At 53.9% G+C, this 11,936-nt stretch carries 14 protein-coding genes; 7 read left to right on the forward strand and 7 right to left on the reverse strand.

Annotated elements, in window-relative coordinates; genetic code table 11:
- The 7 genes from ACXJJW_RS06450 to ACXJJW_RS06480 all read right to left on the reverse strand — a co-directional run.
- Nucleotides 1–449 (reverse strand): DJ-1/PfpI family protein (locus ACXJJW_RS06450; RefSeq protein ID WP_456474914.1); only part of this gene is annotated, 449 nt, incomplete at its 3' end.
- A 91-nt stretch (nt 450–540) separates the two neighbouring features.
- The gene (locus ACXJJW_RS06455; protein WP_456474915.1) at nt 541–1,134 is read right to left on the reverse strand and encodes a KaiC associated regulatory domain-containing protein; all 594 of its coding nucleotides are present in this window, start codon (nt 1,132–1,134) and stop codon (nt 541–543) included.
- Between the two features lie 15 nt (nt 1,135–1,149).
- Nucleotides 1,150–1,992, reverse strand: coding sequence for a KaiC domain-containing protein (locus ACXJJW_RS06460; protein ID WP_456474916.1), 843 nt, complete (start codon nt 1,990–1,992; stop codon nt 1,150–1,152).
- 67 nt (nt 1,993–2,059) lie between these two features.
- Entirely contained in the window at nt 2,060–3,262 is a 1,203-nt protein-coding gene (locus tag ACXJJW_RS06465) for a methionine adenosyltransferase (protein ID WP_456474917.1), read from the reverse strand.
- A gap of 93 nt (nt 3,263–3,355) precedes the next feature.
- Nucleotides 3,356–3,487 (reverse strand): hypothetical protein, encoded by a 132-nt coding sequence (locus tag ACXJJW_RS06470; protein ID WP_456474918.1) that lies wholly within the window; start codon nt 3,485–3,487, stop codon nt 3,356–3,358.
- A gap of 6 nt (nt 3,488–3,493) precedes the next feature.
- Complete coding sequence (locus ACXJJW_RS06475; protein ID WP_456474919.1) at nt 3,494–4,432, reverse strand: diadenylate cyclase; 939 nt, start codon at nt 4,430–4,432, stop codon at nt 3,494–3,496.
- Nucleotides 4,433–4,465: 33 nt separating this feature from the next.
- Complete coding sequence (locus ACXJJW_RS06480; protein WP_456474920.1) at nt 4,466–5,428, reverse strand: DegT/DnrJ/EryC1/StrS family aminotransferase; 963 nt, start codon at nt 5,426–5,428, stop codon at nt 4,466–4,468.
- Nucleotides 5,429–5,479: 51 nt separating this feature from the next.
- Here ACXJJW_RS06480 and cobJ point away from each other — a divergent pair, with 51 nt between their 5' ends.
- The 7 genes from cobJ to ACXJJW_RS06515 all read left to right on the forward strand — a co-directional run bounded on the left by cobJ (nt 5,480) and on the right by ACXJJW_RS06515 (nt 11,737).
- Complete coding sequence (gene cobJ / locus ACXJJW_RS06485; RefSeq protein WP_456474921.1) at nt 5,480–6,232, forward strand: precorrin-3B C(17)-methyltransferase; 753 nt, start codon at nt 5,480–5,482, stop codon at nt 6,230–6,232.
- Between the two features lies 1 nt (nt 6,233).
- The gene (cobK, locus tag ACXJJW_RS06490; RefSeq protein ID WP_456474922.1) at nt 6,234–6,992 is read left to right on the forward strand and encodes a precorrin-6A reductase; all 759 of its coding nucleotides are present in this window, start codon (nt 6,234–6,236) and stop codon (nt 6,990–6,992) included.
- A gap of 20 nt (nt 6,993–7,012) precedes the next feature.
- Entirely contained in the window at nt 7,013–7,951 is a 939-nt protein-coding gene (locus ACXJJW_RS06495; protein WP_456474923.1) for a BatD family protein, read from the forward strand.
- A complete protein-coding gene (locus ACXJJW_RS06500) occupies nt 7,948–9,798 on the forward strand; it encodes a phosphoadenosine phosphosulfate reductase domain-containing protein (RefSeq protein ID WP_456474924.1) in 1,851 nt (616 codons plus the stop codon). Before ACXJJW_RS06495 ends, ACXJJW_RS06500 begins: the two co-directional genes overlap by 4 nt.
- Nucleotides 9,785–10,279 (forward strand): acyltransferase, encoded by a 495-nt coding sequence (locus tag ACXJJW_RS06505; RefSeq protein ID WP_456474925.1) that lies wholly within the window; start codon nt 9,785–9,787, stop codon nt 10,277–10,279. The genes ACXJJW_RS06500 and ACXJJW_RS06505 overlap by 14 nt, the downstream gene beginning before the upstream one ends.
- The gene (locus ACXJJW_RS06510) at nt 10,266–10,865 is read left to right on the forward strand and encodes a DUF1405 domain-containing protein (protein ID WP_456474926.1); all 600 of its coding nucleotides are present in this window, start codon (nt 10,266–10,268) and stop codon (nt 10,863–10,865) included. The genes ACXJJW_RS06505 and ACXJJW_RS06510 overlap by 14 nt, the downstream gene beginning before the upstream one ends.
- 230 nt (nt 10,866–11,095) lie before the next feature.
- Nucleotides 11,096–11,737 (forward strand): hypothetical protein, encoded by a 642-nt coding sequence (locus tag ACXJJW_RS06515; protein WP_456474927.1) that lies wholly within the window; start codon nt 11,096–11,098, stop codon nt 11,735–11,737.
- Nucleotides 11,738–11,936 lie beyond the last annotated feature (199 nt).

Here is an 11,936-nt window from a genome sequence, read left to right on the forward strand (position 1 = left end):
CCCGCTGCCCTGACCTCCGGCGAGACCGCAGGGTAAGCGGTGCACGCTACGCCTGAGATAACCCCTGCTGCAGTGAGCACCTGTGCTCCGTGGCAGATTGCGGCGATTGGCTTGCCAGCGCTGGCGAAGTGGCGCACAATCTCAAGCACGCGCTCATTGAGGCGTATGTACTCCGGCGCGCGCCCGCCCGGGATTACAAGAGCATCGTAGTCCTCGGGGTTAATTTCGTCGAAGGTTGCGTTCAGTGTAAAATTGTGCCCCCGCTTCTCGCTGTAGGTCTGGTCACCCTCAAAGTCGTGCACAGCGGTGCGCACCTTCTCCCCCGCCTTCTTGTCGGGGCACACAGCGTGCACCTCGTGTCCTACCATCTGCAGCGCCTGGAAGGGCACCATTACCTCGTAGTCCTCCACATAGTCTCCCACAAGCATCAGTATCTTCTTGGCTCCCATATCTTCACCTCCCTCAATTTTCAAAAATTCAGACATTATTATATCTGCAGGCATGACATAAAAATGTATTTATTAAGAAAAAAGGGAAAAACTACAGCCTCTCCCTAATCCTGTGCAGAAGCTCTGCGGGCGTTTTAATGGGATACGGGAGCTCCTCCAGAATCTCCTCGGCACGCCTGCCCTTTATCACCAGCCCGCGAAGCCTCCCGGCGAGCTGCTCCTTCTCCGCCGGGAAGCGCATGCCCTTGATGCGCGCCAGCAGATGCACCGCCCAGTCGATGCCCAGAACCTCAGCCTCGCGCTGCGCTAGCCTTATCTCTTCGCCCAGACGGCCCTCCTTTTTCAACTTCTGGTAGGCCAGCTTTGCAAGGCCGCCTGCGATGTGCTCGTCGACACTCTTCACCTCCTGCTCGAGGTAGGCTCTGACCTTCTCTTCCCTGGCTGTGGCGATGTTGCGCGCTGTCTGCTCAGTTATCCCCAGCTCCCTTGCAATCTCTGCATAGCTCTTCATCGCCTCATTCCTCATCACAACCACGTACGCAGCTTCCGCCAGGGATGGAAGCCAGGTGAGGTTGCGGTACTCAACCAGCTTCCTGAGCCCGCCGAGCAGTGATATACTCTCGGCAAACACCTGCTCCGCCATTGCGTCTATGCTCACCGCCACCGGCTTTGATATCACCTCCATTTCTACCACCTCCCATTACTTTTTTATGTAGTCTTCAAGGGGGGCTATTATGTCTATAACCCCCAGCTCAGTAATCTCAAACACCCAGGTTCGTGGGTCATGCGATGCGAGGCGGCAGCCGTCTATGCGCAGTGTGCGCAGCACACTGCCGAGGGGAAGGTGGTACAGCGAGACGTCCCAGCGGGTTTCCACTATCCTCTTATCCAGTACTATGGTGCCGTCAACGATGTGCGCAACCGCAAGCCCACCCGCCGCCTCAGCGCTCTCACTCGCCTGGGCGGAGCGCTTCTGAGATACGAGCAGCGCTGTCTGGCGCCATCTTTTGAGGAAGTTGAAGAACTGCCTCACAATCTGCCTTGCAGCCACTTCCTTGTGCTCGTATAAACCAGTGATGCTGTCTATAATTACGTTCCTCACTTTCTTTTCTTTGATTGCATACGCCATGGTATCCAGCAGCGCACGCGGGTTCTCCCTCAGCTCCTCATTGTCCGAAGCGTCTATCACCACCACATTCTTCTCAACCTCGGTGAACTCCAAACCCAGCGCCTCGCTCTTCTGCCTCAGAGCAGCATAAAGAAAATTCGCAGGGCTCTCCACGGTGACGTAGAGCACCCCGTAGCCGGCGCTCGCCTGCGTGGCTGCGAACTGCTCCGCCAGGATGCTCTTTCCGGTATCGGGTATGCCGGTTATGTTAAGCACCGCCAGGTAAGGTATCCCTCCCAGGGGCTTGCGCTCATAGCCTTGCTCGCCCTTCTCAACCTTATAAAACAGCTCGTCCAGCTTTGTGCCCGTGGGTATGCCAAACAGCTTCGGCGCCCTGCCCTCCAGCTCCGCCAGGGTGTAGTATTCCCCCACCATATATCTGATTAAAGTAACCTAACGTGAGAAAAATAGGAGATAGATTTAGGCTGGGCAGAGACCAGGCTCAAAAGGTGGTAAGCTCGCCCCTGATGAACATGTCTGTAATCTTCCTGATGCTTGCGATGTTTTCATCCACTATACTAAAAATATCGCTCTCAATTGCTCCAAGGCTTACTCCCTCCTCCAGTATAAGCTGGACACTTGCCGCCTTGGGCTGGTCTATGGGTTTGCCGATCTGCGAGAGCAGACGTACGTCCACCTCTCTCACTCCAGCTATTTCGCGGGTGATCTGCTCCGCCACCCTGTGGGCGAGCAGGTTGTAGATTTTGCCCACATGGTTAACAGGATTCTTACCGGCCGCCGCCTCCATGCTCATATGGCGGTTGGGTGTGATAAGACCATTCACCCTGTTGCCGCGGCCAACGCTGCCGTCATCGCCCATCTCCGTGGAGGTGCCGGTTGCTGTCAGGTATACCGCCTTTCTCTTGTAATCGTCACCGGTGTTCAGGAAAACCTCCACCTCACGCTCAGTTATCCTGGAGGCCAGCTTCTTCACCTCGGCCTTGATCTCCTGAATCACATTCAGGTAGTGGTCCATGTCCGGCACGTACCTGGCTACCATGGCCATTGAAATGGTCAAGGCGATTCCTTCACCTTCGCGGAGCCCCATAACCTTGATGTCCTCTCCACTCTCAGGAAACCTCTTCTTAAATTCGTCGCTGTTCAGGTAGCGTTCCGTCTGATAGCACAGCCTTTCGACGTCGCTGAGAGGGGCGAAGCCGACCCCGAAGGAGGTGTCATTTGCGAGAGGCACGGCCTTTGAGCGCCTGAACACATCAATAAGGTCAACACTCCCCTGACCTATGCGCGAGTCAACGATAACATCGCTTTCCACATCCAGGTTCCGCACTGTTGTGCGGAGGTAGTCCTTCGCAGCTTTAATGGCGACCTTGTGCACAGGCACAACCTTTTCATCCACGACGGTGGTGGCTCTTCCAGAAAGCAGGATATATATCGGCTTTATTACCTTTCCATCTCCAAACTCCACCTCAGCCTGCCCGCCAACAAGCTCCACCTGGTCAGTGTTGTGGTGCATCACGTAACCAAACTCCTCCAGGTACTCCCTGCAAAGCGCCCTGCTTACAGCGTCGGCTATGCCATCAGCCAGGCTGTCGGGATGACCTACCCCCTTCCTCTCCACAAGCTCTACGCGCTGCTCTTCTACGGGAGTGCGTACCACCTGCTCTATAAAAATGTTCCGCGACATGACAGTCCTCCTTAAAAGGGATATTCCGGGTAGAATAAATATTTTACCGAGGGAAAGGGTTTTGCGGATGAGGGGATTGCCTTACAAGCGACACTAAATAATTTCTTTTAACAGCTCCTCCAGGGTTTTACCGTTCTTTGCATCTTTGGCCTCTTTCTTCAGTTTCTCTATTTCTTCTTCCGGCATGTCAAAGAATCCAGCAAAATTTTTTATTTTGGGGCTCAATCTTTCTCACACACCTCTGACCGAAAACCTGCGCTGCGGTTCAATTGTCAGCGCAACCTTTCCTTCTTTAAACACGCGCACTATACCACCGCTCTGGCTTACTGTTATGCCTATACTGCGGGTCTTTGCAGTCACCGCAGCAACGGCGGCGTGTCTCGACCCCAGCCCGCGAGGTATGTCCACACTGCTTGTGTCCACATTGAGGTAGACCCCCGCGGACTCTATAATCCCGTCGCTGTTGATGACAAAAACACCATCCAGCTGGGCAAGCTCTTTGATTGTCTCCTTTATCTCCGGGTTGAGCACAGAGCGCTCCCCCACCATGTGTCCTTCGAAGGGGTTGAGGATCAGCTGCCTTGATATAGCCATTATCTTCTCTGTGTCGCCTATCAGAAAGGCTGTACCTATCATTCTGCCCTCTCTGCCTTCCTTTCCTATCTCAAGGGCGATGTTAAGCACCGCCTCAAAAACCTCCGGCTTAACCTCTATGTCATGAAGGAAGTGGTAGAGCGCCAGGTCGAGGGCCTCCTCCTTCACCTCATAGTAGAAGATGGAGTTTGCCTCCATGTTAAGGGTTGAGCCAACAGCTATCACGACGTCTTTATCGTGGATAATACCCTTCTCAATCCCCCTCACAATTGCATCTTCCACCATCCTCGCCACGGAGCCTTTCCTTGTCAGAAGCTTTAGCACGTGGGTATCAACTCTGCGGTGTCTCACCTTTTTGTCCACAAATTCCACGTCCAGAGCACTCTCAGTGACAGTTTTTAGCATACTTTGGAATATCTCTTCTGAAGCGGTGGCGAATATTACAGGGACGCTTAGCTTTACATTTTTAAACTCTTCGAAGCTGTCTCCTGTCTCAGTTATAACTACTATCGCAGAAGCATTAAGCTTTTTTGCAATGTCTATAGCACTGTTGACAATTACTTCCACATGTTTCATTGAGTAAGAATTTAAGACCGCACAATATAAATCTTAGGTAAGCGCCTCTTTCAGCTTTTCCCGGAGGATAAGCACATCGCTTTTATCCAGCTTCAGCACATCCAGCTTTTTAAGCTCAATGCACACCCCTGGAGCAAGAAAGCGGTCGTAGCTTGGGCAGAGGGTGAGAAGGCTCTTTCCAAGGTCTGTTGTTAATCCACGAGCCCTTGCCTTTACCTCCCTCGGCGATGGGTGCAGTACGCCAACGCACACACCCCGCCTCTCGGGATGGACAACACCAGGAAGCCTGCTTTTCAGCAGTTCCGAGAACTCGGTCAGTCGCTCCACCACGGCGGGAGCTATTTTCAGCTCCTCAACCAGGCCGGCGGCGAGAATGCCACTGGGACGGCAGGCTTTAATTAACTTTGCAGCCCTTCTCAAAAACTCCTCATCACCGGTTGAGATAAAACCCCCTGCGGTGAGGTTGGTGATTTTGGGGTCTCCTGTGGAGCAGATTATAATGTCGGCATTCTCACCCTGCGCAAGCCTCCTGTCGCCTATGGCTGAGGAGGCATCCTCGATGAGCAGGGTTCCATGTTCCTCGCAGAGCTCGTGAATTGCGCGAACATCCTGCTCAGCTATGTAGCCGGCGAAGGAGGTTATAAGCAGTGCCCCCGGCTTATGGCGCCCAAGCGCCTCCTCCAGCGCCTCGGCGTGGATCACACCGAGCTCCGTTTTGACCTCGCACACCTCTTTACCTAGAAGTTGAGCGTATGCTTTGAAGCCTCTCCAGCCCCCCTGATCCGGGAGCATCACTCTGCCTTCGACGGCACTCAGCGCGGCAAGCACGGCACAGCTCCCGCTCGCCACCACGCGCGCATGGCTGTGCCCGGTGAGCTTTGCCACGGCCTCTGAAGCTCTCATTACAAGCTCCGCGTTCGACTCAACATCGAGAGCCTTTGCAGCCCGGCACATCGCCAGCCTGGCTTCCTTCGAGGGTCGGCGGTGAGGGAACATACCTAAGAGTCCACCGGAAAATATTAAAAACTTGCCTCTGAAGTTGGAAGCATGCCGGGCAAGCTTTATCTCGTGGGAATTGGGCCAGGGGGCAGGGAGCATACAACACCCCGCGCAGTTAGGGCAATAGAGGAGAGCGACGTGATTGTGGGGTACAAAAGCTACCTCGGGCTTGTGGAGGAGCTGCTCGAGGGTAAAGAGGTGTTTGCCACTGGAATGCGCCACGAGGTGGAGCGGGCAAAGCAGGGGGTGGAGCTTGCACTTAAGGGCAGGAGGGTGGCGATGGTGAGCAGCGGAGACCCTGGCATATACGCAATGGCGAGTGTTGTTTTTGAATACCTCGCCGAAAATTCGGCAAAGCTGGAGGTGGAGGTCATCCCGGGTATAACCTCTGCCAACGCCTCGGCAGCACTTCTCGGCTCGCCCCTGGGCAACGACTTTGCAGTTATAAGCCTCAGTGACCTGCTCACACCCTGGCGCGCGATAGAGCGCCGCCTTGAGCTGGCTGCAAAGGGCGATTTTGTTATTGTGCTCTACAATCCGAGGAGCACAAAGCGAAGCTGGCAGATTGACAGGGCGAGGGAGATTGTGCTAAGCCACCGTGATGCTGCCACGCCTGTCGGCATAGTTAAGAATGCGTACCGCGAGGGCTGCAGGGTTAAAGTTACCACACTGGGGGAGATGCACAGGCATGAGGCTGACATGCTCACAACCGTCATAATAGGAAACTCCCAGAGCTTCCTCTATGAGGGCTGGATGATTACGCCTCGCGGATACAGGAGGAAGTACTCTCTGAGGGGGTAGTATGCTCTGGGTGCTTGCAGGCACGGGGGATGCGGGTGAAATTATCGCAAGGCTCGTGGAAGAGGGTTTTGAGGTTATTGCAAGCGTTACCACGCGCTATGGCGCCGACATTGCGAGCAAAGCCGGCGCAAGTGAGGTTGTGGTTGGGCAGTTAGGCAAGGAGGAGATGCTTCACCTCTTGAGAAGCAAAAGCATAGGGGCAATTGTGGACGCCACCCACCCTTTCGCGGTGGAGGCGAGTGAGAATGCAATGAAGGCGGCGGAGGAGGCGGGGGTAGTGTATATCAGGTATGAGCGTCCAAGGCTGAACCTCTCAGGTGAGGACATACACGAGGTTGAAGGCTTTGAGGAGGCGGCTAGGCTTGCCTCTGAGCTGGGTAGGGTCGTTTTCTACACCGCCGGGATAAAGAATCTGCCCACCTTCCTGAAGCACTGCTCCTCCCGCGTTGTTGTTAGGGCACTCCCCTTCCCGGAGGTGATAGCTCGGATTATCGAGCTGGGGCTTGGCCCGGAGGACATAATCGCAATGCGCCCGCGCTTTGATAAGGAGCTGAACAGGGCCATGCTCAAAGCCTACAGGGCAGAGGTGCTCGTGACCAAGGAAAGCGGCAGCGAAGGCGGGGTTGGAGAGAAGCTCGCCGCAGCCAGAGAGCTGGGCATCCCGGTGATAGTGGTGCGGCGTCCAAGCCTGGCGTACCCGAAGATGTGCGAGAGTGTGGAGGGGGTTGTGCAGGAGATTAAAAAACTATCTTTAACGTAGTTATCCTTTACCCTGAGGGCATGCGTTGCGCCACCTTATTTGCTCTGCTTCTCTTCTTAGGGTTGGCATATGCCCAGAGTGGTGTGGTGTTTGAGAAGGGCCTGAGCAAGAGCGTCGTTGCAGTTGGAGAGCCGGTTACCGTGGTGCTAACTGTGAGCAACCCGGGGAAGGAGGCGATAACAGACCTGAAGCTCAAAGACAGCGTCTCTCTGCCGGGGTTCAGCTACAACTACCTGGAGTACCTGAGCTATCTCGCCCCTGGAGAAAAGCGCAGCTTTACCTATACCATAGTTCCCACCCGGGAGGGAAACTACACCCTGCCCAGCGCCGAACTGGAGTTTAAAGTGGGGGGCAGGAAGGTCACCCTCCGGAGCGGGGAGGTTGTGCTTCATGTTGTTGTGGCGGTGCCACCTTCACCCGGCAGAACCTCTAATGCAACGCCCAGCGATATAGCAAACAGGAGCGCCGAGACCAGGCTGTACCCTGAGCCCGAGAAGGGACTTACGGTGAAGCAGGCTCTGAAGTTCTCTCTCATAGGCTTCCTCGGTCTGCTCCCCTTTGCCTACCTGGCCTTTAAGTACTTTGGAAAGCGCGGGAAGGAGATTGCAAAGGTGTACCAGGAGAAGAAGATAGAGGGACCAGAGAGGAATGTTTTCAAGGAGGCGAAGGAGGCATTCTACGGGGGCGACAGGAAGGGTGCTTTTGTTATGATATCCGAGGAACTGAAGAGGATATTCGATAGGAGGTATTCCCCTGGCAAGAAGCTCACACTGCGCGAGTACCTTGCCATGCTTGAGAGGGATGATGTGGATGGGGAGATCAAGACCCTCGCCGGCGAGACTGTCAGGTTCTGCGAGCTGGCGGAGTTTGCGGACTATGAAGCATCGCCCGAGGAGTTTCACCTTGCGCTTAAAGGGCTGAGCAAGGTAAAGAGTGCGCTGGAGAAAGAGAAACCATGAAGGCTCCATATCTCGGCAGGCTGCGTCTGCGCTGGTGCACGCGGTGCAATCTTCCCCTTCTCGGCAAACGCTGCGCCTCCTGCGGCGGCGAGGGCAGGAGGGTGGCGATCACCCCGCCCGGAGACGTAAGGCCTGCTTTTCCGCGGGACGTGGAGGTTATCAATCGTGCCGCTGAGGAGCAGTTCGGCACCCAGCTACTTCCAGAAGGTAAACTGGTTCTGCTCAACCGTGCCCCAGGCGAGGATGTTATGGATGAGGTTGTTGCAGACGGCGTCGTTCTGGGAGCACTGCGCTACGATTTTGAACGTGACTATGTGCTTATGCCCTCGCCGGCCGGGGCCCAGAGGCTGGTTGAGGGGGGCAGAGGCTACGTGGAGGTCTATCCAGACGTGGAGCAGTATCTAGCTAAAGGGGCAAGTGTTCTGCTGCCAGGCGTAGTTGCCTTTGACCCGGAGATTAAGCGGGGGGACGAGGTTATCGTAACCTGCGAGGGCAGAGCCATCGCCGTGGGAAGGGCGAGAATGAGCGGCAAGGAGGCGGCTTCGAGAACAAAGGGCATGTTTGTAAAGGTTCGCAGGTACAGCGCGGGTGTGGGAGAGGAGATTCCTGGGCAGCAGAGCTGGGAAGAGGCAGTAAAGGCAAACCTTCCGGTGATAGAAAGCTATGAACGCGAGGCGGTGAGGTTTATAAGGAAAATCGCCGAGAGGAGCAGGAAGCCGGTTATTGTCGCCTTCAGCGGGGGTAAGGACAGCCTGGCAACACTTCTTCTGGTGAAGAAGGCCCTGGGCAGTGCTAAAGCTATGATGGTGGACACTGGCGTTGAGTTTCCAGAGACGATGAGGTTCGCAAGGCAAGCCTGCAGAGCTGTGGGGGCTGAGCTTCTGGTGGCGGAGGCCGGGGACAGGTTCTGGCGGGGCGTGGAGTACTTCGGCTTTCCGGGCAGGGACTACAGATGGTGCTGTAAGGTGGTGAAGCTTGGGCCCACGGCAAGGCTGATAAAGGAGCACTTCCCAGAGGGATGCCTTGCCTTCATAGGCCAGAGACGCTACGAGAGCGAGGCGAGGGCAGCCTCGCAGAGGGTGTGGCGCAACCCCTGGCTTCGAAACCAGCTCGCTGCCTCGCCTATACAGAACTGGACAGCTCTGCACGTGTGGCTGTTCCTGCTCAGGGAGGGCGTTGCCTTTAATCCGCTGTATGAGGAAGGTAACTACCGCCTGGGATGCTGGCCCTGCCCTGGCTCTGAGATGGCGGAGATAGCGATGCTCAGGCAGAGCCACCCTGAGCTGTGGGGAAAGCTCCGTGGGGTGCTCGCAGAGCAGGGCTATAGCGAGGTGGAGTTTTCCCGTGGAGTGTGGCGGTGGCGGAGGCTGCCCAGGGGGCACAGGGAAGCCGCAGAAAAAGCAGGGCTTACAGAAAAGAGGAGACAGGTACGGTTTGTTTATAAGCTGGAGAGAGACGGGGAGCTCAGGGCTAGCACAAGCTTCAGCGCACCTTTTGAGGACATCGCCCGCTTTGCCAGGGTGCTCGGTATTGAAGCGAAGGGCGACGGTTTTATAGAGGCGGGAGGAATAAGGTTTTACCGTGAGGGCGTGGCGGTTGCTACCGCGAGGGAGCATGCCACTCTGGCGAAGAGGGTGAGGAGGATGCAGGGCGTAATAGAGCGGGCTGAGCACTGCTTTGCCTGCGGTGTCTGCGTGGCCCAGTGCCGCTCAGATGCGGTTGAAGTGAGGGAGAAGGCGAGGATAACAGAGCGCTGCACCTCCTGCGGAAGGTGCCACGAGAGGTGTCCCCTTGTGAGGTACCACGTAGCCAGAGCAGAGCTGGTGTTTGAGGATGCGCAGGATTGATGTGTACCCCAGCGAGGGCAGCAATTCGCTGCAGAGGTGGTACAGGATAAAGCACCCCCTGCGCGTGGTTTTCAACTTCATCATAATCTACACCTGCCGTTTTGTGCCTTCGCTGGCGCTCAAGCGCTGGCTTTTGAGGTTAACAGGGATGAAGGTGGGGAAGGACGTTTCCATAGGCCTGGGTGCGATGTTCGACATCTTTTTCCCTGAGCTGATTGAGATTGGAGACAACTCGGTGATAGGCTACAATGCCGCCATACTTGCGCACGAGTTTCTGGTCAAGGAGTGGCGCAGGGGCAGGGTTAAGGTTGGAAGGAATGTTATGATAGGTGCGAGAAGCCTTGTACTCCCGGGGGTGGAGATAGGGGACGGCGCTACCATCTCCGCCTGCTCCCTTGTTAATAAGGACATCCCTGCAGGTGCCCTTGCCGGTGGGGTGCCCGCGAGGGTGCTGAGAGGCGAGAGCGATGAGGCGCTATGATGCGCTTCTGCTTGCAGTGGCGGTAATCAACATCGCCGGCACGGCCTTTGGCTTCTACTACTACCGTGAAATGTATGCGCTTTTTCCTGTGAAGCTATGGATTTTTGTGCCCGACTCACCTCTCGCCACGCTCTTCTTTGCCCTCTCTGTTATCCTCATCTTCTTTAAAAAACGCTTCAACGCCTTCTACCTCATCGCCATGGCACAGAGTGTGAAGTACGGCTTCTGGACGATGTTTGTAATCCTCTACTTCAGCGACTACTTCCTGGCACCTTACCACCGCTATTATTACTACCTCATGTTTGTGCTGCACTTCGGCATGGTTATTCAGCCTGCGCTTATACTGCATAGGGTGAAAATCACCAGGCGGGAGCTTGGTATCGCCGCCACCTGGCTGGCGCTCAACGACTACTTCGACTACATGCTCGGCACGAACCCGCTGGTCATCTACGCCTTCCCGGCGGACAAAGTGGCACTCACCGGCGCTGTAACCTTCCTTGCCGGCATGGTGATTCTTGTGCTGCTCTGGCTGCTCTCAAGGCGGGCCGAGGTGTTCGCACGCCTCTGGGGCAGGATTGAAGGGTAGTATAATCTGTACATAATTAAGGAACCTCTGTTCGAAGAGTAGGAAAATGGTGGAATCTCGAGAAAAAGTGATAGAAAGAAAGTTGCACGGGAGTTACGGTAGTAGGATGGACGAGGTGAAATAAACAGTAGAAAGAAACGTAAATAGACCTTAAATATATGAAATTGTTACCATTATTTTTAATTATTATCATAGAAAATTTTATAAACATGAGTTAATTCAATAGTCTTATGGAAATTGATCAATTAATTGTTTATTTTATCGAACGATATGAAAAAGAAGCATCGAATAGAGAAGAGTCCAAATACGTAGAATACACAGAAAAATTTAGGAAATTCAATTTAAGCAAGGTCACTAAGGATGTAGAAAAATGCGTACGCCAATTCCTCTATAAGTGGGGTAAGATGGGGCGTGTACTTGGTCGGATTCCTGATTGGGAAGCCAAACTTGCAGAGAAAATCACAGAAAACTCGCAAGAACTTAAATCTTTCAGGACAATGGATTTGTCTGAAGTTGATATAGACAATAAAAAAATTGAATCTGATATTAAGAAGTGTTATCGCTCATTTAAAGGCATAATTAAGCAGACAGCGGCGGCAAAAACCCTTCATTTAATCTGTCCAAATTTCTTCCCAGCTTGGGATAGTAATATAATAGAAGCATTTAACAGGGAGTTGGAATCAAATAGAAAATCTAAATCTTACGAGGATATCTATTATATGTTCATGAAAGAAGTAAAGAAATTGCTTGAAGAATATGACGATACATTTTCCACCGTGGCTAAAAAATATAATAAATCAAAACTGAAAATTGTGGATGAATTTTTGTGGTGGGCGGCCAATCGACCGTTATCTCTTTTTATAAACCGATAAAATTGTATTGAAGTAATAGCATAATTTACCCCAAATTTTTATAACCCCCTCTGGACAGGAATACTCATGGGTAAGAGGATTGCCTTCTTCATGGACTACGACCGCTATGGCAGAGAAGAGGCGCCGGCGATACTCCAGTTTATTCAGACGCTGCGCAACCATGGGCACAGCGTGGACTTCATGACCTCCGAAGGGGAGC

It is taken from the genome of Candidatus Pyrohabitans sp., from assembly GCF_054014795.1.

Excerpts from the sequence above, each read along its gene's own strand:
- ACXJJW_RS06505 (WP_456474925.1), top strand. The coding sequence starts at position 9,785 with ATGCGCAGGATTGATGTGTACCCCAGCGAGGGCAGCAATTCGCTGCAG.
- ACXJJW_RS06515 (WP_456474927.1), top strand. The coding sequence starts at position 11,096 with ATGGAAATTGATCAATTAATTGTTTATTTTATCGAACGATATGAAAAA.
- ACXJJW_RS06500 (WP_456474924.1), top strand. The coding sequence starts at position 7,948 with ATGAAGGCTCCATATCTCGGCAGGCTGCGTCTGCGCTGGTGCACGCGG.
- ACXJJW_RS06475 (WP_456474919.1), bottom strand. The coding sequence starts at position 4,432 with ATGAAACATGTGGAAGTAATTGTCAACAGTGCTATAGACATTGCAAAA.
- ACXJJW_RS06460 (WP_456474916.1), bottom strand. The coding sequence starts at position 1,992 with ATGGTGGGGGAATACTACACCCTGGCGGAGCTGGAGGGCAGGGCGCCG.
- ACXJJW_RS06510 (WP_456474926.1), top strand. The coding sequence starts at position 10,266 with ATGAGGCGCTATGATGCGCTTCTGCTTGCAGTGGCGGTAATCAACATC.
- cobK (WP_456474922.1), top strand. The coding sequence starts at position 6,234 with ATGCTCTGGGTGCTTGCAGGCACGGGGGATGCGGGTGAAATTATCGCA.
- cobJ (WP_456474921.1), top strand. The coding sequence starts at position 5,480 with ATGCCGGGCAAGCTTTATCTCGTGGGAATTGGGCCAGGGGGCAGGGAG.
- ACXJJW_RS06455 (WP_456474915.1), bottom strand. The coding sequence starts at position 1,134 with ATGGAGGTGATATCAAAGCCGGTGGCGGTGAGCATAGACGCAATGGCG.
- ACXJJW_RS06480 (WP_456474920.1), bottom strand. The coding sequence starts at position 5,428 with ATGTTCCCTCACCGCCGACCCTCGAAGGAAGCCAGGCTGGCGATGTGC.
- ACXJJW_RS06465 (WP_456474917.1), bottom strand. The coding sequence starts at position 3,262 with ATGTCGCGGAACATTTTTATAGAGCAGGTGGTACGCACTCCCGTAGAA.
- ACXJJW_RS06495 (WP_456474923.1), top strand. The coding sequence starts at position 7,013 with ATGCGTTGCGCCACCTTATTTGCTCTGCTTCTCTTCTTAGGGTTGGCA.